19 protein-coding genes and 2 pseudogenes are annotated in these 21,073 nt (G+C 31.2%); 17 read left to right on the top strand and 4 right to left on the bottom strand.

Annotated features, from left to right (window positions below; genetic code table 11):
• The first annotated feature begins 80 nt into the window (after positions 1–80).
• The 6 genes and pseudogenes from kynU to JJC05_RS11510 all read left to right on the top strand — a co-directional run bounded on the left by kynU (position 81) and on the right by JJC05_RS11510 (position 8,781).
• Entirely contained in the window at positions 81–1,352 is a 1,272-nt protein-coding gene (gene kynU, locus JJC05_RS11485) for a kynureninase (RefSeq protein WP_235877423.1), read from the top strand.
• A gap of 57 nt (positions 1,353–1,409) precedes the next feature.
• Positions 1,410–3,188: a M36 family metallopeptidase gene (locus JJC05_RS11490; RefSeq protein WP_235877424.1), complete on the top strand. Its 1,779-nt coding sequence runs from the start codon at positions 1,410–1,412 to the stop codon at positions 3,186–3,188.
• Positions 3,172–3,465 carry a T9SS type A sorting domain-containing protein gene (locus JJC05_RS11495; protein ID WP_235877425.1) on the top strand — a complete coding sequence of 98 codons (294 nt, stop codon included), beginning with the start codon at positions 3,172–3,174 and terminating at the stop codon, positions 3,463–3,465. The genes JJC05_RS11490 and JJC05_RS11495 overlap by 17 nt, the downstream gene beginning before the upstream one ends.
• 96 nt (positions 3,466–3,561) lie before the next feature.
• Positions 3,562–4,648 (top strand): annotated as a pseudogene (locus JJC05_RS11500) (agmatinase family protein).
• 343 nt (positions 4,649–4,991) lie between these two features.
• Positions 4,992–7,321, top strand: a pseudogene (locus JJC05_RS11505) (penicillin acylase family protein).
• Positions 7,322–7,422: 101 nt separating this feature from the next.
• Positions 7,423–8,781 carry an FAD-dependent oxidoreductase gene (locus tag JJC05_RS11510; protein ID WP_105195797.1) on the top strand — a complete coding sequence of 453 codons (1,359 nt, stop codon included), beginning with the start codon at positions 7,423–7,425 and terminating at the stop codon, positions 8,779–8,781.
• A gap of 421 nt (positions 8,782–9,202) precedes the next feature.
• On the opposite strand, the gene JJC05_RS11515 is transcribed toward JJC05_RS11510, so the two are convergent.
• The 3 genes from JJC05_RS11515 to JJC05_RS11525 form a co-directional block, all read right to left on the bottom strand.
• Positions 9,203–9,574 carry a cupin domain-containing protein gene (locus tag JJC05_RS11515; protein ID WP_127823815.1) on the bottom strand — a complete coding sequence of 124 codons (372 nt, stop codon included), beginning with the start codon at positions 9,572–9,574 and terminating at the stop codon, positions 9,203–9,205.
• A gap of 16 nt (positions 9,575–9,590) precedes the next feature.
• Positions 9,591–9,959, bottom strand: a complete 369-nt coding sequence (locus tag JJC05_RS11520) for a DMT family protein (RefSeq protein WP_105195799.1) — start codon at positions 9,957–9,959, stop codon at positions 9,591–9,593.
• Positions 9,960–10,059: 100 nt separating this feature from the next.
• Positions 10,060–11,562 (bottom strand): helicase HerA-like domain-containing protein, encoded by a 1,503-nt coding sequence (locus tag JJC05_RS11525; protein ID WP_235877426.1) that lies wholly within the window; start codon positions 11,560–11,562, stop codon positions 10,060–10,062.
• A gap of 491 nt (positions 11,563–12,053) precedes the next feature.
• On the opposite strand from JJC05_RS11525, the gene JJC05_RS11530 reads away from it, so the two are divergent.
• From JJC05_RS11530 to JJC05_RS11570, 11 genes are all read left to right on the top strand, one after another.
• Entirely contained in the window at positions 12,054–12,764 is a 711-nt protein-coding gene (locus tag JJC05_RS11530) for a MotA/TolQ/ExbB proton channel family protein (protein ID WP_374226296.1), read from the top strand.
• A 32-nt stretch (positions 12,765–12,796) separates the two neighbouring features.
• Positions 12,797–13,420, top strand: coding sequence for an ExbD/TolR family protein (locus JJC05_RS11535; protein WP_088393871.1), 624 nt, complete (start codon positions 12,797–12,799; stop codon positions 13,418–13,420).
• 19 nt (positions 13,421–13,439) lie between these two features.
• Entirely contained in the window at positions 13,440–13,988 is a 549-nt protein-coding gene (locus tag JJC05_RS11540; protein ID WP_088393869.1) for an ExbD/TolR family protein, read from the top strand.
• A 25-nt stretch (positions 13,989–14,013) separates the two neighbouring features.
• On the top strand, positions 14,014–14,316 hold the full coding sequence (locus JJC05_RS18350; protein ID WP_309597316.1) for a hypothetical protein: 303 nt from the start codon (positions 14,014–14,016) through the stop codon (positions 14,314–14,316).
• A 29-nt stretch (positions 14,317–14,345) separates the two neighbouring features.
• Complete coding sequence (locus tag JJC05_RS18355) at positions 14,346–14,573, top strand: hypothetical protein (protein WP_309597317.1); 228 nt, start codon at positions 14,346–14,348, stop codon at positions 14,571–14,573.
• Complete coding sequence (locus JJC05_RS18360) at positions 14,570–14,827, top strand: energy transducer TonB (protein WP_309597318.1); 258 nt, start codon at positions 14,570–14,572, stop codon at positions 14,825–14,827. Before JJC05_RS18355 ends, JJC05_RS18360 begins: the two co-directional genes overlap by 4 nt.
• Before the next feature lie 507 nt (positions 14,828–15,334).
• On the top strand, positions 15,335–15,886 hold the full coding sequence (locus JJC05_RS11550) for a substrate-binding domain-containing protein (RefSeq protein WP_235877427.1): 552 nt from the start codon (positions 15,335–15,337) through the stop codon (positions 15,884–15,886).
• Entirely contained in the window at positions 15,865–16,245 is a 381-nt protein-coding gene (locus JJC05_RS11555; protein ID WP_235877428.1) for a PstS family phosphate ABC transporter substrate-binding protein, read from the top strand. The genes JJC05_RS11550 and JJC05_RS11555 overlap by 22 nt, the downstream gene beginning before the upstream one ends.
• An 11-nt stretch (positions 16,246–16,256) precedes the next feature.
• Positions 16,257–17,951, top strand: coding sequence for a tetratricopeptide repeat protein (locus JJC05_RS11560; protein WP_235877429.1), 1,695 nt, complete (start codon positions 16,257–16,259; stop codon positions 17,949–17,951).
• Between the two features lie 350 nt (positions 17,952–18,301).
• A complete protein-coding gene (locus JJC05_RS11565; RefSeq protein WP_105195804.1) occupies positions 18,302–18,934 on the top strand; it encodes a 7-carboxy-7-deazaguanine synthase QueE in 633 nt (210 codons plus the stop codon).
• Positions 18,935–19,098: 164 nt separating this feature from the next.
• Positions 19,099–19,491: an energy transducer TonB gene (locus tag JJC05_RS11570; RefSeq protein ID WP_088393857.1), complete on the top strand. Its 393-nt coding sequence runs from the start codon at positions 19,099–19,101 to the stop codon at positions 19,489–19,491.
• Between the two features lie 839 nt (positions 19,492–20,330).
• Here the strand turns inward: JJC05_RS11570 and JJC05_RS11575 are convergent.
• Positions 20,331–21,035 (bottom strand): class I SAM-dependent methyltransferase, encoded by a 705-nt coding sequence (locus JJC05_RS11575; protein WP_088394407.1) that lies wholly within the window; start codon positions 21,033–21,035, stop codon positions 20,331–20,333.
• Between the last annotated feature and the right edge of the window lie 38 nt (positions 21,036–21,073).

Below are 21,073 nucleotides of genomic sequence, written 5' to 3' on the forward strand. Positions count from 1 at the left end.
TTAAAAAGCCACTTGTTTAAATAAGTGGCTTTTTTTGTTTATCTTACTTTTCGTATATTTACCAGCTGAAACTCACCGAAATGACTTTTCAAAATACACTCGCTTTTGCAAAACAACTAGACGAACAGGATCCTTTAAAAAATTATCGTTCCGAGTTTTTATTTCCCCAGCATAACGGAAAGAATGTTGTTTATTTTACAGGAAACTCACTAGGCTTACAGCCTAAAAGAGCCAAAAAATATGTAGACGATATAATGAATGATTGGGCTAATTTGGCAGTAGAAGGTCATTTTTATGCAGAAAAACCTTGGTGGGATTATCAAGAACGTTTTGCAGAACCTTTAAGTAAAATAGTGGGAGCAAAACCCAATGAAGTAACGGTTATGAATACATTAACAGTCAATTTACACTTGTTAATGGTGTCCTTTTACCAACCTACTCAAAAACGTTATAAAATTATTTGCGAAGAAAAAGCATTCCCTTCAGACCAGTATATGTTTCAAAGTCAAGTGAAATTTCATGGTTTTGATCCTAAAGAAGCTATAGTAGAAGTTCAACCACGCAAAGGAGAACAGACAATTAGATTAGAAGATATTTTAGAAAAGATAAATGAAGTAGGAGAAGAACTAGCCTTAATTTTGTGGGGAGGAGTCAATTATTATACGGGACAAGTTTTTGATATGAAAACCATAACCGAAGAAGGACATAAGGTAGGAGCCAAAGTAGGTTTTGACTTAGCGCATGCAGCTGGAAATATTAAATTAAAATTAAATGAATGGAATGTTGATTTTGCTGCTTGGTGTTCCTATAAATATATGAATTCAGGTCCGAGAAATGCTTCTGGATGTTTTGTACACGAAAAACATCACCTTGCCGATTTACCTCGTTTTGCAGGTTGGTGGGGACACAATAAAGAACGTCGTTTCAAGATGGAACCCCATTTTGATCCTATTCAAGGAGCAGATGGTTGGCAAGTCAGCAATTTACCCGTCTTATCCTTAGCCCCTTATTTAGCTTCAGTAGAAATGTTTGCGGAAGTTGGAATGGAAAAATTAATTAAAAAACGAGATCAATTAACAGCCTACTTAGAGTTTATTCTCCGAGAAATTGATCAAGAAATCACAGGAACTAGATTCGAAATCATTACACCCACCAATCAAGAAGAAAGAGCTTGTCAGTTGTCGATATATTTACATGGACAAGGTCGAAATCTTTTTGATTATTTAATGGCTAATGGCGTAATTGCCGATTGGCGCGAACCTAATGTAATCCGATTAGCTCCAGCACCTTTCTATTGTTCATACGAAGATATGTATAGATTTGGTGAAATTTTAATTCGATTTTTAAAATAATAATTTGTTTATGAACCCTCCTTAGAGAGGGAGCATTTCAAGTAAAATTGATTATATATGAAGAAAGAATTGTATTATGTTGTATTATGTATGTTTAGTAGTGTATTTTTAAATGGACAAACGACTAACAAAGAAAAAATAGCATTAGATTTTATCCGTGGTAAAGTCAACAGAAATGAACGTAGAATACAAAATGAACTAAGATTAAATAATGTAAGAAAAGGAAAATCAGGAGAAACATTACGATTTCAACAAGAATTAAAAGGAGTTCCAGTATTTGGAGCCGAATATATTGTAAATTTTAATGATGACGAAAAAATTGCTTTCTCAACTAATAGTTTTGATCCCACTATTGAAAATATTAATGTAATCCCAGCTTTAAATACAGAAACAGCCTTAAAAAAGGCAAAAGAAAGTTTAGGTGCTAAAGGAAATTTACATTTTGAAGAATCTAAACTTTTTGTTTATAATCTTACAAAACCCACTAGATTGGCTTATAAAATTAACTTACAATATGATGATAAACCGGGAGATTGGGAAATATTTGTTGATGCTCAAACAGGAGACATTATAAGTTTAAAAGATGTAGCAGTCTATCATCATAAAAAAAATACGTCATATAACAAAAAAAGCTATGAAGCCAAAATACCATACGCTTTTAGAAGCGGAACAGCGATGGTATTTAATCCAGACCCACTCTCAATCGGTAAAAATACTTATGGAGTAGGCGATTATATAGATAATGGGGATAATACCAATGAAAGTTTAGATAATGCAAGAGTAAATGTTGTTTTACCAGAAATAACGTTTGATTTAGGAACACGACTTTATAGATTAAAAAGCTCGTATTGTGATATTGGAGATTTTGAAGAACCCAAAAATGGATTTTTTGAACAAAGATCCGATTTTTTTAATTTTACACGTGATAATGAAGGGTTTGAAGCTGTTAATGCCTTCTATCATATAGATAAAAGCTTAAGATATATACGCAAGACTTTAGGAATTAACTGCCTTCCCAAAAAAAACAAAGGATTGGTTATTTTTGATCCTCATGGAGATACTTCCCATTATTTAGAATCTTCTGAGAAGATAGCTCTGGGGATAAACGAAATAGATGGAGGAGAAGATGCAGACATTATTTTACATGAGTTAGGACACGGTATACATGATTGGATTACAGGGGGGCGTAGTTCATTCGTTGAAGGTCTTGGAGAAGGATGTGGTGATTATTGGGCACAATCATACAGTAGAAGCTTAAGTCAATGGTTGCCAACAGATCAAGAATATCATTATTTGTTTAATTGGGACGGACATAACGAATACTGGGAAGGAAGAACAACAAATTATCCTGAAAAATATCCTCAAGGATTAAAAGGTGCTATTCATACAGACGGTCAAATTTGGGCTACGGCGTTGATGAAAATTTATGATATAATTGGAAGAAAAAAAACAGACACTGCTTTTTTAGAAGGATTAGCTTTAACAAATTCTACATCAGGTCAGGTACAAGCCGCTAGAGCGTTTCGTCAAGCCGCAATCAATATGAATTACCCCTGTTCAGATATTAATACGATGACAAGAATATTTAACGAAACAGGGTATGGTTTGGAAAATGTTCCACTTATATTAAATGTTCCAGCTAATAAAATAGAGCAAACAGGAGGAGGAAATGTGTTTGTTTTACCCGATTATAGATTACAGTGTAACGCAATAGTTACAACTTGTGATGCTGTTTTAACCCAAAATCCTCTGCCAAATACCAATTTAGATCCGAGGAGATCACATCATTACTATTACAGCAGTTTCCCCTTCAAATGGAATGGTAGCAATAAATAAAACATTTAAATTAACCGTTGAAAGTAGTTTGTCTAATGATCAATTTATTAAACTTGATTTTAGTATTTCTCCTAATCCAGCAAATAACACCATTACACTTAGTGGGGAAGAATTAATTAATAAAAAAATGGAAATATTTAACATTTTAGGACAGAAAATAATAAGTAAAGAAATGTTATCCAATGAAAACCCAGTCGACATATCATCATTGAATAAAGGTGTTTATTTTGTAAAGTTTCAAGGAGTAAACGGAGCTAAAAAATTCGTAAAAAAATAATTTAATCAAAAAGAAAGAAAAATAGCAAAACAATGCTAAGGTATCAATTATTTTAGCCTTCTGTAAAATTCAATTTTTAAGTTTTTATTAAAAAATATGACAAAGCAACAAATTATAGACAATTTTGATCCATCACAACCGGGATTAGCAGACGCAACAATTTTTGGATTACCTTTTTCTGCTGACGATGCCGAAATTATTGTAATACCTGTTCCTTGGGAAGTAACTGTAAGTTATGGAGCAGGTGCTTCAGAAGGACCTGAAGCTATTATGGATGCCTCTTTTCAAGTAGATTTAAATCATCAAGATTTTCCTGAATTATGGAAATTAGGAATTTATATGGATGATGCTCCTAAACATTGGAAATTAAATTCAGATAAATATAAAGCATTAGCCCAACCTATCATTGAGGCTTTAGAAAGTGGCGAAGACGTAGCTACTTTTCCAGTTCTACAATCAGATTTAGATAAAATTAATAAAGCTTGTCGTGAATTACATACCGAAGTAAAAGATAAAGTACTATCTTGGATGAACAAAGGGAAAAAAGTAGTTCTCTTAGGAGGAGATCACTCTACACCATTAGGCTATTATGAAGCATTGGCTTCTAAATATCAAGATTACGGTATCTTGCACTTAGATGCGCACATGGATTTACGGATAGCTTATGAAGGATTCAAGTATTCACATGCGTCCATTATGTATAATACCCTTCAAATTCCTCAAGTTACTAAAATCGTACAAGTAGGAATCCGTGATTTTTGTGAACAAGAAGTAGAAGTCGTACAAAATGCTAATGGAAGAGTGTTAGTTCACACAGATGCAGATTTAAAAGCAGAAACTTTTGAAGGTATGACATGGGCGCAGCAATGTGATGCCATCATTGCTTCATTACCTCAAAAAGTATGTATTTCATTTGATATAGATGGTATGTATCCGTGGTATTGTCCTAATACAGGTACCCCCGTTCCTGGAGGTTTCTCCTTTGAGCAAGCCACTTATTTATTTAATAAATTAGCAGAAAGCGGTAAAGAAATTATTGGTTTTGATTTGGTAGAGGTAGCCCGGAGGAGAAGATGATTGGGATGGAAACGTAGGAGCAAGGATGTTATTTCACATGTGTGGCGTACTAGCTAAAAACAATGGAATGAAAACAGGAAAACGTATTATTTTTCCTAGAAAATAAATAAAAGTGAATTTTGAAGCCAAGACGAGCAACTTTGCTCGTCTTTTTTTATCTTTGATAAAATCATGAAAAATAAGATAAACCTAAAAATCGGGTTGTATAAAAAATAACAATAAATTAAACCCAAATTGCCCGTTAGATTTGTGATCAATATAGAAGCGTAAAAATGACAAAAAGAATTACATTTTTAAATTCAAATTCATTTGTAGTTGTAATGAAATTATCCCCCTTTAATTAGAGTTTAAAATAAATATACAAAAGAGCCTTAAAAATAAAAATTACACAGATGAAATTAGTCAAAAAAATACTGATAGCCCTGTTAGGACTAATCTTGATTTTGGGAATGTCACTTTATATCTATTTATATTCTACAAAACCACAATATGAAGGTGAATTAACTATTAAAAATATTAGTAAGGAGACAAACGTTTTCTTTGATGAATTTGGAATACCACATATTTATGCCTGCAATGAAAAAGATGCTTTAACCGTTTTAGGATATGTACACGCACAAGAACGTTTATGGCAAATGGAATTATTACGTCGTATTGCACCGGGGAAATTATCCGAAATTTTTGGATCCAAAGCATTAGATAACGATAAAATGTTTTTAGCATTAGGAATAGATGAAAATTCAGAAAAAGCTATTGCCAAGCTAGATAAAAATGGAAAATCATATAAATTAGCAATGGCTTATTTAGACGGTATAAACCAATATCTAGAAAACGGAAAAACACCAATTGAGTTTATTTTACTCGGTATTGAGAAAAAACCTTTTACGCTGAAAGATGTGTATAATACAATGGGATATATGGCGTTCAGTTTTGCATGTGCTCAGCGCACCGATCCTTTGATGACTGATTTGAGAAATAAATTAGGCGATAACTATATGAAAGAATTAGGGATTGATCTGTCCTATAATATGACCAAAATAAACACAAATAACAATGCAAAAACAGAAACTTATCTAGCAGCATCAAAAGCAGTAGCTGATATATTGGATAGCTCACCTTTTCCTCCATTTATAGGGAGTAATGCTTGGATTGTAGGAGGACAAAAAACGACTTCCGGAAAAATATTATTTGCAAACGATCCTCATATTTCTTACTCACAACCGGGAACCCGGTACGAAGCACATATCAATTCTCCAGAACAAGAAATTTATGGCTATTATTTAGCAGGAGTACCATTCCCTTTATTAGGGCATAATCATCAGTATGCTTATGGATTAACTATGTTTGAAAATGATGATGCAGATTTTTATCAAGAAAAAAAGAATCCCAATAACAGTAATCAATATAAAACGGGACAGCACTATGAAGAATTTACTACACGTAGGAAAACTATAAAAATAAAAGATAGTACTACAATTTCTTTAAATATAAAAGAAAGTAAACATGGTCCTATCATGAACGGAATATTAAAAGATTTTAATCCTAAAGAACCTGTATCCTTCTATTGGATATATACCCATGAAGAAAATAAAATTTTAGACGCTATTTATACGTTAAGTCATTCTAAAAATTTAAATCAATTTCGTAAAGGAATTTCCTATATCATAGCGCCAGGACTAAATGTGATGTATGCAGATGCGCAAAATAATTTTGCTTGGCAAACATCAGGGAAATTATACAAAATGAACAAAGATCTAAATCCAAACTATATTTTAAATGGAGCTAACGGAGTAGATGATAAACATGAATATTTAGGGTTTGATAAAAATCCAAGAGCAATTAATCCCTCTTGGAATTACGTGTATTCAGCTAATAATATGCCCCATGAAATTGAAGGATATCAATATCCGGGTATTATTTACCAGAAGATAGAGCAAAACGAATTGTTTCTTTATTAGAATCGAAAAATAAATGGTCTAAAGATGATTTTAAAAAAATGATTTATGACGATACCTCGATAGTGAGCGAAAAAGTAGCCCATAATTTTTGTAAATGGTTAGATAAAACCCATTTGAAAGAGAATGAAAAAAAAGCACTATCTATTATGCAAAAATGGAAAGGAACTAACACAACTTCAGAAATAGCCCCTACTATTTATAACAAATGGATATATTTTTATTTAAAGGCAACCTTTTTAGATGAAATGGGAGAGTTAGGTTTTAAGCAATTCTTGAAGACCCATATAATGAAACAAAGCATAGATAACCAAAGTCAATTAGTTCATTCCGTTTGGTGGGACAACATAAAAACAAAAAATAGAAAGGAAAGTAGAACCACTATTTTAACACAATCTTTTAAAGAAACAATAGCAAATTTAAGTAATCAATTAGGAGATGATATATGGCAATGGCAATGGGGAAAAGTTCATCAAGTAGAATATAAACACCCGATAGGATCAGTAGCTATATTTCGCCCATTCCTTAATGTTGGAATATTTGAAGCACCTGGAAGTAATGAAGTAATCAATAATGTTATGTTTTACTATACAGATGCCCATCATTATGAAATTTCTGCAGGACCATCCACAAGAAGAGTGATAGATTTTAGTGACATAGAAAATTCTGTGAGTATTTTACCAACAGGACAATCTGGAAATCCAATGAGTAAACATTATAACGATCAAGCTCAAATGTATATAAAAGGACAATTTCGAAAAATGAAAATGAATAAGGAAGAAATTCAAGCTACATCAACCAAATTATTATTTAAAACACAATAACTCACAAACCCCTTTATCATCCTATCTTTGTCTAGAATGATAAAACAAAATAAAAATTGAAAATAAAACATAAATTGGCATAACGGCTTATAAAAATATAAATGCAAACACCTCAAAAAATTGCTATAGTAGGTTCTGGCTTAGTAGGAACATTATTGGCAATCTATCTTAAAAAAAAGGGACATACCGTTCACGTATTAGATCGTAGTCCAGACATTAGAACAGTTGAGTTTTCAGGACGTTCAATTAATTTAGTAATGTCAAATCGTGGCTGGAAAGCTTTAGAAAATATTGGTATTGAGCAAGAAATACAAAAAATAGGAATTCCAGTTGATAAGCGCGCTATCCATTTACAAGATGGAAAGCTTAACTATCAGTATTATGGAAAAGATGGAGAAGCTATTTTTTCCCTCTCTAGAGGCGTATTAAATAGGAAAATGATTGATTTAGCCGAACAAGTAGGTGTTGAATTTAAATTTCAACATAAAATTTGGGATGTATCTCTAGTTGATGCAACCCTATATGTAGGAGAAACAGAACAAGGAGATTGGCAAGAATTAAAATATGATAAAGTCTTTGGTGCAGATGGTGCATTTTCTCGTATTCGTCACCGTATGCAACGTCAAAGCATGTTTGACTATACCCAAGAATTTATGAAATTAGGATACAAAGAACTCCATATTCCTGCAAATCCAGATGGAACACATAAAATTGATAAAAATTCCTTACATATATGGCCCCGTGGTCAATTTATGTTAATGGCATTAGCCAATTTAGATGGAAGTTTTACTTGTACTTTATTTATGCCTTTTGAAGGAGAAAATTCCTTTCAGTCTTTAAAAGAAGAAAAAAAATTAGTTGATTTTTTTGCAAAGTATTTTCCCGATACAAAAGAAGTAATTCCAGATTTAGTAGAAGACTTTTTTAAAAACCCCACAAGTTACCTTGTTATGATGAAATGTTTTCCTTGGACTTATGAAGACAAAGTAGCCTTAATAGGTGATTCGGCTCACGCTATTGTACCTTTTTATGGTCAAGGAATGAATGCCGGGTTTGAAGATATAACCATTTTAGCAGAAATGATAGCCCAATATGGAGATGATTGGAAAACAATATTCGAAGAATATCAAAAAGAAAGAAAACCAAATGCAGATGCCATAGCTGAATTATCTCGTCGAAATTTTGTAGAAATGAGTACAAAAACCGCCGATGAAAAGTTCTTATTACAAAAAAAAATAGAAAAATGGTTTTCAGATAAACATCCAGATAAATGGTTGCCCTTATATAGTAGGGTAACTTTTAGTACACACCCGTATTCTGAAGCACTAGCATTGGGTGATTTTCAAAATAAAATAATGGAAGAAATAATGTCTATAGCAGATATTGAAAATAAATGGGATAGTGAGGAAGTTGAGAAAAAGATGATTTTCCTACTTAATGAAAAAGAGACTAAGGAATAGGTCTAACATAAGATCTGCTGAAAAACTCAAAAAATCATAAAACTCAATAACCAAATTTTATTATTAAGTGCAAGGTTTTTAAACTATAACATTCAAAAACCTTGCATTTAGGTATTCTATTTTCCGAAATGGGTATTTTTAAAGTACCATTTTACACGTTATATAAGAATAAAGATTTTCTACAAAAAAAACATAAAAAGTACTGTATTTAACTTTTAAAAAATCATTGTTTAGTTTGTCACTCCAACATGAGGAGGAGTCCCGTCATCTAAACCAAATTATAATGAATTATTTTTGATAAATGTACACTTATACACTCTATGCGATCCTTAGCTTTTATCGAAATGGAAGATTCCTTATTTTTTACTTCGGAATCAATGAAATTAAGATCCTAAGAGAATATTTTATATTTTTTAAAAATTTACGATTCTTCTCGATGCACTTTTTCTATGGAAAAAGCAGGTTTGCAAATAGCAATATATTCACAAGGTTCCTCAAAAGGATTAGAATATTGAACCCGTATGTTTTTTTCAATTTTAATAGACTGTCCAGTTTCTAAAACAATAGTTTCATCCCCAATAATAAATTGTTTTTTACCTGAAATGATATAGGTGTATTCTTCAAATTCAGGTGTTTGAAAAGGTTCGCTCCAGCCAGCAGGAGCTATCATGTGTGCAATTGAAATTTGCGTATTGTTTGTGCTTATTAAGCCATGATGCTCCTGAATTATTTTGCCATCTGTGGTAGGTACTACAAACGGATTTTTTTGTATAAAATAATGCTTCTTCTTCATAATTCGAATGTGTTTTTTACTTCTTAAAAATAAAATAAACGGCAAGTATTAAAAAACACATACCTATTAAATGATTCCATCTGAGGCTTTCATTTTTAAAAAATAAGAGTGAAAATAGAACAAAGATAATTAACGTAATCACTTCTTGAATAACCTTTAGTTGAAGCAAACTAAAAGGACCTCCGTTGCCTTGAAATCCAATTCGGTTAGCTGGAACTTGAAAAAAATATTCAAACAAAGCCATTCCCCAACTGATTAATATAATGCTAATCAAACCTGTATTTTCAAACCATTTTAATTCCTTGAACTTTAAATGTCCGTACCACGCTAACGTCATAAATATATTCGAAAGTACAAGTAAACCTATTGTAATATATCCCTTCATAAGAGTTTATTCTCAAGTTTTAATTGGAAAATATAAAATTTACTACGATCCCATAAATTCTACTAATAAAACTAATATAATAGCTTTTAGCCAAAACTAATTATTTTTTCAATACTTTCATTAATACATTAAAAGCACCTCTTATAAAAGTAGCGCTTGTTACTACTTTTAATACCGATTTGGCGAGGACTTCTCCCATGTTGGAATCTTTAGTAGTAACTCCTTTTTCTTTTTGAGTAACGTCTTCTGTAATCGATTCTAATTTTTGCGTTAAAATTTCATAAGCACTCTCTCTATCAATTTCTTCGGAATACTTTTTAACTAAACTTGATTTAGAATTAATTTCTTCAATTTCCTTGGGAGTTAATATGTCCATTCTGCTTTCAGGAGCACGTAACATACAGGCAACTAAAGGTGTTGGAATGCCTTTTTCATTTAAGGCTGTTATAAAAGCTTCACCTATTCCTAATGATGTAATAATTTTATCCGTTTGATAATATTCCGATATAGGGTAGTTTTCAGCAGTTTGTTTGATTGCTTGACGATCACTAGCAGTAAAGGCACGTAAAGCATGTTGAATTTTTAATCCTAATTGAGCTAAAACTCCTTTTGGAATATCCGTAGGGTTTTGTGTAATGAAATAAACACCAATACCTTTTGAGCGAATTAATTTAATAATCGTTTCTATTTGATCCAATAAAGTTTTACTGGCTTCATTAAAAATAAGATGCGCCTCATCGATAAAAACGACCAATTCGGGCTGTTCAATATCTCCTTTTTCAGGCATACTGTTGTAAATTTCAGCCAAAAGATTCATCATAAAGGTAGAAAAAAGTTTAGGCTTATCCTGAATATCATCCAAGCGAACGATGTTAATATAGCCCAATCCCTTTTCGTTAACACGCATTAAATCATCAATTTCAAAAGATTTTTCCCCAAAGAAAATAGCAGCCCCTTGTTGTTCTAATTCTATAATTTTACGGAGAATAGTGCCTGTAGTTGTTGTAGATATTTTTCCATACTCTTTTGTGATTTCCTCTTTGCCCTCTTCAGTGATGAAATTTAAGACCTTTTTTATGTCTTTTAAGTCTAATAAAGCCATTTTTTTATCATCACAGTATTTAAAAATGACAGCAATTACACTTGCCTGTGTTTCGTTTAAATCTAAAATTCGTGAAAACAAGACAGGTCCAAATTCAGAAACGGTAGCCCGTAGTCGAACACCTTCTTGATTCGATAAGGTTAATAATTCTACAGGAAATCCCTTTGCTTCATAAGGAATATTAATTTTATCATGCCTTTCCTTAATAAAATCCATTATTTTCCCTTCTTTTGCAATGCCAGAAAAATCCCCTTTTATGTCCATCATTAAAACAGGAATTCCATTGGAAGATAATTGTTCCGATAATAGCTGTATCGTTTTTGTTTTTCCAGTACCTGTTGCCCCTGCTATTAAACCATGTCTATTAAGTGTTTTTAAAGGTATATTTACAGGAATAGAATATGCTTCTTTTTCAAAAATAGCACCTCCAAGAGTAATATAATTTCCTTTACAAAAATAACCATTTGTAATATCGACTTTAAAATTTTCTAAAATACTCATAATTTAGTTCTTAATAGAATGCAAGTTATTCTTTTTTGTATACAAAATGCGAAGACGATCATGATATTCAACTCCTTTTTAGCTTTATTTGGTGATAAATATGCGTTTTTTTTTTTTGGTGTAAAGTTTAATTTTTGAAAAATCTTAGAAAAACAGATAATATGTCTAATTATTTTTAAAAAACAGTTTATAATGGCTTATTTGATGAATAATTCTTATTTTTTAATCATTTTGGTTGATAGAATGTAAGTTTTAATCTTTCAAGAAAAGTAAAAAAAGTTTTTTTATATCAGCTAAAAAATTAAATTTGCCAGCATTATTACTCAAAAAATAATACGAGATTTAATTAATCAATTAGAAAATTTAAATTTTAAAAAAATGGCAAACAACGTTAATGTAAAAAAGAAGAGAAATCTAAAGGTGGTGCTTCATTCTCAGGAATTATTATTCTTGCATGTATTGCAGTAGGTGTTTTTGTATGGAAATTCATAATGGGAGCTTCAGGGAACTTTGAAGGAGGTAACTCAGAAACAGGACACCCTCATAACTTTTTAGGAACCGTTTATAAAGGAGGATTTATCGTGCCTGTATTATTAGGTATGTTATTGATGGTAGTTGTTTTCTCTTTTGAACGCTTAATGGTAATTTCTAAAGCTGCTGGTAAAGGAAATTTAGATATTTTCATGAAAAATGTACAAGCTAGTGTTAATCAAGGAAACATTGATGGTGCTATCGAAGCTTGTGATAAACAACAAGGATCTGTTGCTAATGCAATCAAAGCAGGTTTAGTAAAATACAATCAAGTAAAAGCGGAAGGCTTTACTTCAGAAGAGGCGACTGAAACTATTCATAAAGAAATAGAAGAAGTTACAGCTTTAGAAATGCCAATGTTAGAAAAAAACATGACAATTATTTCTACAATGGTTGCTTTAGGTACTTTAGGAGGATTATTAGGAACTGTATCTGGTATGATCAAAGCGTTCAGTGCTTTAGCTACTTCTGGTACTCCTGACCAAGCTGCTTTAGCGGTGGGTATCTCCGAAGCTCTTATTAATACAGCTACTGGTATCTCTACTTCTGCTTTAGCAATCGTAACATATAACTATTTTACTTCTAAAATTGATACATTAACCTATTCAATTGATGAAGCAGCTAACACTATCGTTAACACTTACAGAAGATTTAAAGGTTCTTTAAAATAATTTAAGGACATAATTAAATATAAAAGATAATTATGGCAAAAGGAAAATCACGTAAATCAGCAGGAGCAATCGACATGACAGCAATGTGTGACGTAGCCTTCCTATTGCTTACGTTCTTTATACTTACTGCTACAGCTAAACAACCAGAACCCTTACAGGTAGATACACCTAATTCAACGGTGCAAACTAAATTGCCTGAAACTGGTTTAGTAACCTTGACAGTAGGTAAAGGTAAAGTCTTTATCGGTATGAAAGACCGTGAAATCCGCTTAAGAACATTAGAATTAATGGGACAAGAATACGGAATTAGCTTTACTGATGCAGAAAAACAACGTTTTTCTTTAATTGATGGTTTCGGAGTACCAATGGGGAATGTAAAACAAATTATTGCTATGTCTAGTTCTGACAGAAACAAAGAAGGATTACAACCGGGTGTGCCAATGGATTCTATTGATGAAAAGAAAGATGAGTTGGCTAGATGGATATTTAATGCTCGTTCAGCTAGTGCTGAGTTGAGAAATGAGGATCTAAAATTCGCAATCAAAGGAGATGCTAAATTAGAGTACCCAGCTATCAAAAGAGTAATGGATGTATTACAGAAACAAGATGTAAATAGTTTCAATCTTGTAACTGGTTTACGTAGTAGTGATTTCTAATATAATATAAGAAAAAGAAATGGCAGAATTAAACGACTCCGGTGGAGGTGGCAAAAAAGACGGTGGTAAGGTAAGAAGTAAAAAATCCAATGCAAAAGTGGATTTAACAGCCATGGTGGATCTAGCTTTCTTACTGATTACTTTCTTCATGTTGACTACGTCATTGTCTAAACCCCAGTCTATGAACTTGGGGATGCCGGATAAAAATGATAAGCCTGAAGAAAAAAAGGATAATATTGAAGTAGCTGATGACCGTACTATGACCGTTTTATTAGGAGAAAATAATAAAATTAAATGGTATTACGGTAGGGTAGACGCTCCTTTTGAAGGACCTAAAGAAACTACCTATGGAAAAGCAGGTATTCGTCAAGAAATTGCTAAAAAAGTACAATCAGTACCAGCTAAATATAACGATCCAGCAAAAGGTTTGATTGTGATCATCAAAATGGATAAAAAAGCGAACTATAGAAATATGGTAGACATCCTAGATGAAATGGCAATTTGTAAAGTGCCAACTTATGCCGTAGTAGATATTACGAAGCAAGAGAAGGATATATTAAAAAAGTAATTAACTAAATTCTAATAATTGAAGTATGAAATTAGATTTGTATAAATCACAATGGTTAGAGTTAGTTTTTGAAGGGCGTAACAAAAAGTATGGTGCTTATGAGTTACGTAAAGAAAATCCTAAAACATCATTGAGAGCATTAATCATTGGAGGGTCTTTCTTCGCATTAGCAGTAGCTTCTCCTTTGCTTATAAGTATGATCCCAAAAGGTGGGGATGATACCACTTTAGATGAAAAAGTAGTATTGGTGGATATGACAAAACCAAAAGAAAATACACCACCACCACCACCACCTGAAAAAAACCAGAACCACCAAAACCAAAGGTAGACGAAGTAAAATTCGTTGAACCTAAAGTTGTGGAGGCAAAAAAGGTAACAGAAGAAATTAAAACCATTGAAGAATTAAAAGATAAGAACATTGCTGAAAAAGACCAAAAAGGTGACAAAGACGCACAAGTTCAAATCGATGCTCCAACAGGTAATAATGAAGAAGTTGTTAAGGTAGTAGAAGAAGATAACCAAGTTTACAGTTCTGCTGGTATCGAAGTGCAACCTGAATTTCCGGAGGTAATGAAGGCTTCATGAAATACGTACAACGTAATTATCGTACTCCAGAAGTAGATACCGATTTAAAAGGAAGAGTTTTTGTTGAATTCGTAGTAGAAAAAGACGGAAACCTAACCGATATTAAAGTTGTAAGAGATTTGGGATATGGAACAGGAGCTGAAGCTATTCGTATGCTGAAAAGTGCCCCTAAATGGAGACCGAGTGAACAAAATGGTAAAAAAATCCGTGTAAGATATAGTTTGCCAATCTTACTAGATATTAGAGCTGAATAGATGAATATGAAATATTCAAATAAGCAAGAGAAGAAATCGCTCCAAGAGCGGTTTCTTCTTGTTTTAGGTGTTTTCTTCTTTTGTATGTATTTATGTATGGGATTGATGGTGTTATTTTGGGATCGCTTAATAGAACAACTTCCCTTATCAAATAGTTATCGTATAACTCTAGGAGTTGCTATCATTATCTATGGCTTTTTTAGATTTATACGTTATTTTAAAAAATGATTAGAAAAACAAGATATTTTAATCATATATCATGTTTTTTTTGAAAAATTAGAAATAAAAATGTTCTGTCGTTTAAAATCATTATCTATCACTATTTGAAAAATATTGTTTTTGTCTAGCCAGATACTCGATAAAGAATTAATTCGTTTCCTATAAACAAACGAATAGTTCCTTAAAGCCCAAAAATGATAATTACATTTCCAAATACTTCTTTGATTGATATGAAATAATTAAGAAGATGATAGAATATTAAAATTATAATAAATAAAATCTACACCTATGAAATTAAAATATTTAGTTGCAAGCTTTTTGCTTATCGCTGCTTTTTTTGTAAGTTGCCATTTTGGAACCAAAGATGAAAAGCAAACGATATTAACAGGTACCGCTACTATATTAGTAGATGAAACAGTTTATCCCTTAGTTGAAGATCATCAAATGATATTTGAAAATCAATATCAAGCCAAAATAAAGCTGGTAGCAAAACCGGAAAGAGAAATCGTAAAACTTTTGTCAGAAGGCAAAAATAATTTAGCAATTCTAACACGTGAATTAATTCCGGGAGAAATAAAAAATTTTTCTAGAAACAATATCAAAGGAAAAGTAACCGATTTTGCTATAGATGGAATAGCATTTATAGGACATCCTTCTAATTCCAATTTTAAAATGGAAGAGATAGAATTAATTAATTTTCTAAATGGAAAAACATCAAAAATAAAAAATTTAGTTTTTGATAATGCCAATTCAAGCACAGTTAGATACCTAATGGATCTTGCAAAAGTAAAAAGTTTGCCAAAAAGAATCTTTTTTCTTTGTCAACCAATAATGAAGTAATCTCATTCGTATCTAAAAACTCCGATGCAATAGGAGTTATTGGTATAAATTGGATAACACAGCCAATGCCTGATTTTCAAAAAACAGTAGAAAATATTAAAGTATTGGAATTAAAAACTAAGAATAGTACATTTGTTACCCCAAGCCAAGATTTATTAGCTTCAGGTAGTTACCCTTATAGTAGAAAAATAAAAATATTAAATTATCAAGGAACTGCTGGTTTAGGCATGGGATTTGCTTCATTTTTAGCAGGTGAACTAGGACAACGAATAGTGTTGAAATCTGGATTAGTCCCCGTTAGAATGCCTAGTAGAAATATAATAATCCGTAAGGAAGTAGAAGAGAAAAAAAATAATTAATTGAAAATAAAATGAATAAAATCAAGTTTTTCAGTACCGCTCTTTTTGTAATCAATGCAGGTGTTTTTGCTCAAGATATAGAAAGTGCTAAAAAAGCAATTGATGCAGAACAATATGAAAAGGCGAAAACAATATTAAAAGCAGTTATTAAATCAAATCCAGAAAATGGTAAAGCAGCCTTCTTATTAGGAAATGTTTATTTACGTCAAACATATCAAGACTCTGCTAAGACCATTTTTCAATCCGCTTTGACGAAAAAAGAAGGAGGCGTATTCAATTATATAGGTCTAGGTCAAATAGACCTAGATAATGCTAATGCTCAAGCAGCTCAATTTAATTTTGATCAAGCTACAGCCAACATGAAGAAAAAAGATTTAGAGCAATTTGTTTTCATTGGTAAAGCATATACTAACTCTATAAATCCTAATTATACCAAAGCTGTAGAAGTGTTAAATAAAGCAAAAGCTATTAACATGAATGATGCACAGACTTTGTTAGCTTTAGGCGATGCGTATTACGGATTAAGAAGTCAAAATGAAGCCTATGCAGCATATCGCGGAGCCTATGATGCAGACAACAGTTTATTGAGAGCCAAAATGCAATTAGGTGTTTTGTTAAAAGGAGCAAAAGCATTTAACGAAGCAAAAGCAGCTATAGATGAAGTATTGACCATAAATGCATCCTATGGACCAGCATACAGAGAATTAGCAGAAATCTACTTTGGATGGGCATTACAGCAAAATGATAAGACTAAATTTAAAGAATATACAGATAAATCATTAGAATACTACGAAAAATATATGAGCCTAACAGATTATTCGCTAGCGTCTCGTATGCGTCATGCAGATTTTCTTGTAGTAGCTAAAGATTATAAAGCTTTAGAAAAAGAAGCAAATGAAATGGTGAAAATGGACAAAGTTAATCCTAAAATTTTTCGTTACTTAGGTTATTCAGCCTATGAAAATGGAAATATAGATTCAGCCGTTGATGCTTTAACTAAATTCACTACAAACCCGTCTAGTAGATTAATAGCTATTGATTATCTATATTTAGGAATGGCTCAACTAAAAAAAGCAATACCTGTAGCAGATGAAGGAGTAAAACCTGTTATAGATGAAGCTTTATATGCGCAAGCATTGCTTAATTTAAATAAAGCAGTAGAATTAGATAAATCGATGTCAGAAAGATTAGATGAAATTGGAAAAAGTTATTTCTACAGAAAATTATATAAACACGCATCAGGTATATATGAAGTAGCTATTAATAATACAACATCTGAAAAATATTCATACTATAATTTCTTTCTAGGATACACATTATATTTTCATAATGTAGCAGAAGGTCCAAAAGCTTACGATATGCTTCAATTACAAAAGGCAGATAAAGCTTTTGCAACAGTAATTGCTAAATCACCTACAACACAAGATGCACATATATATAGAGCACGTGTAAATGCGTTATTAGTAGATCCAAATGCTAAAAGTCAAATGATTACTAGCTATGATGAGTTTGCCAAAGTACTATTAAACAAAGGAGGTGATCTGGTAGAAAAGAACAAAGAAAAGTTAATAGAAGCCTATAATGCAATAGCACATTTTTACGCTAAGACAGATAAATTAAAAGCAAACGAATATGTTGCAAAATCTTTAGCATTAAATCCGGGAGGTACAGATGCTATTAATATTAAAAATAGTATTGCTAAATAACTATTATTCCTATAAAATGAAAACCGACAACTTATAAATGTCGGTTTTTTTATTTAATCAGATTATGAGATGATAAGATTTGATAGGAAAAAGATAAAAACACGCAAAACTTTAGAAAAAACAAGAAACTATTTTAATAATTAAAATTAGAATACGTGCTTGAATGGAAGAAAAATAAATTAGGTTTACTTTGTTCAATTCTAATGCCGATTTTGGGTTAAATACAAAAAAAATATACTTTTAACTCCCAAGTCATTTTTATCTATAATAAACTTCTAAAGCTTGATTCGTCTTTACTATAGATAACCTATTAATTTTGTATATTTGCAACCCCTTTTTAGAAAATAATTATGTTGAGTAAAGAAATACAGTTAGCTGTAAATAAAGGAGATATGCTTCCTTTAATGGAAGAATTTTATACAATACAAGGAGAAGGCGCTTATACAGGAACTGCTGCTTATTTTGTTAGAATTGGCGGTTGTGATGTAGGCTGTCATTGGTGCGATGTAAAAGAAAGCTGGAATGCAGAATTACATCCCCCAACAAAAACTTCAGTAATAGTCGAAAATGCAAAAAAAAAGGCTAATACCGTTGTTGTTACAGGGGGAGAACCATTAACATGGAATATGACCCCTTTGACTACAAAATTAAAAGAAGCAGGACTTCGTGTGCATATTGAAACATCTGGAGCTTATCCCGTTACAGGTGAATGGGACTGGTTTTGTTTATCACCTAAAAAAACAAAATTACCCGTTCAAGAAGCCTATGAGAAAGCACATGAACTTAAAATTATAATTTATAACAAACATGATTTTTTATTTGCAGAAGAACAAGCATTAAAAACCAATTCTAACGCCAAACTATATTTACAGCCAGAATGGAGTAAAAAAGAAGAAGTATTAGATCTTATAATAAATTATGTGATGGAAAATCCAAAATGGAAAATATCATTACAAACACATAAATATTTAAATATTCCATAATTATTTTGTTATAAGTTTAATTAGTATTTGGGATTTTAAGAAAACAATCATACTTTTGTCTAAGAAAAATTTTACTTTCTTTTTGTTGTAGTTTAAAATATTTTAAACTACAACAAAAAGCTTGAGAGAAGTCTAGTAAAATATTAATCCCAAAAACGGTTACTATGAAAAAATTAATTTTATTTATTGTTTTATGGTTTTGTCAAATAGGAATGGCTCAATCTTCTCCGAATGGCATTAAAACAACCCCTATACCATTTGATAATGTTGAAAATCAGCCTGTTTTTCCGGGAGGTAATAATGAATTAATGAAGTTTATTAGCAAGAATTTTTCGCCACCAAGTGACGAGAATTTTGCAGGAGGTGTTCTTCAAGTAACTTTTATAATTGAAACAAATGGGACTATTTCAGATATTAAAGTAATTAATGATCTAGGCTACGGTACAGGGCAAGAAATAGTAAGAGTTCTTCAAACATGTCCTAAATGGACTCCGGGAGATCAAGATGGAAAAGCTGTTCGAGTCCTATTTACTTTATCCGTGACCATTAGGGTTTAAAATAAATATTTTAAAGTAATAATTTAACATCTAGTTTGTTACCTCGACCAAAAGGAAAAATAGCATTTTCGTGCTATGCGATTTGATCTTCGTTTGTTTACTTAGTTCAAGACTCCCTTTGGTCGCAATGGCAAGATTGCGACTTTTTTAAGTGTCCCTTTTTGTACTCTACAAAGAAAAAAAAACTGGAATTATTCTATAAAAATAAAAATACCTTTTTTAGAATAAAAATCATTTTATTCGTGGTAAATTCACCTCATTTATTTGCTTCGATTAAAACATTTTTTTAAATAAAATAGGAGCAAAAGTATATTGAGAAATAAACATTTATAAAATATAAAAGCAAATTCAAAAGTAAATCCTTAACTATTCTTGCTTTAATAAAAAATAACTTCCAACATAATTCGTTAAATTCAGATGTTACATTAGATTTTGTTATAAAATAAAAAAATCAATAAATTCAAGATCACGGAAAATTTTAGAAGATGAAACAGTCAACTATTTTGATGAATAAAATTTGAGTACGTGCTTAAATTTGAAGAAAAATAAAATTGAATAGATTTCTAATGCGTAATCTAGGTTTAATATGAGAAGAACAAGTAAAGGTTTAGGCTTTTTTTAGATTTCTCACATCTCGAAATATTTTCATAAAATGTATTAAAAAATAATAAACCCCTTTTTTAAAAGAAAAGGTTTAAAAAAAAGAGGTTGAATTCATAAATCAGAAGAACTTGAACCTTCATTTTATTTTTAAGTATTTTTTATCAAAAATCTTAAAAAAAGATCTTGTAAAACTTTTTTATTTTAAAAACACAAATCTAAAAACGGATACCATCTTGTTATTTTCTAATTCTAGCTAAATAATCAAAATGTTTTCCTTCTTCTATTAATTCGCAAAATAATCCATTGGCATGACAGGCATTTTGTAATGTGTTATAATCCATATAGAGCCAAGGGAATGATTCTTCAGTCTCTCCTTTGTAATGTATAGTAAAGACTAATTCACCATAATAACCATTAGCAGGAATTTCATAAGCACCATCTTCATCTTGATCAAACATGTAGATTATATCTGAAGAGTCAATAATAATTTGACCATTATTACTTAATAAATTTTTTAGTTTTTGAAGATATTTAGAAGTATCCTTAAGCGATCCAAAAATCCCAGTGCCATTCATTAAAAGTAAAATCGTATCAAAACGTTCATCCGTATCAAAATCAATTAAATTTTTAGAAATGGGGTTTTTAATCCCCCTTAATTTACAAGTTTCAATTGCATTTTTTGATACATCCAAAGATGTTACTTTTAAGCCTTTTTCTTGTAAATATAAACTATGACTACCTGCTCCACAACCAACATCTAGCACATTTCCTTTACTTAAATTCAGAGCCCTTTGTTCTAATTTAGGCATTTCTTTAAATGATCGGAAAAGATATCCTACATCCATTTCATCCTCTTCAGAAATGTTAGTCTCAGTAATAATCGGTTCAGGAGTATTATTTGTTTGATAATCTAATAAAGCTTTTCCAAATAAGTCAAGCATTTTGTATAAAATTTGAGGTTTAACGTTTTAAGTTCTCT

Origin of the sequence: Flavobacterium davisii (genome assembly GCF_019565505.1) — a bacterium.
GTDB classification, from domain to species: domain Bacteria; phylum Bacteroidota; class Bacteroidia; order Flavobacteriales; family Flavobacteriaceae; genus Flavobacterium; species Flavobacterium davisii.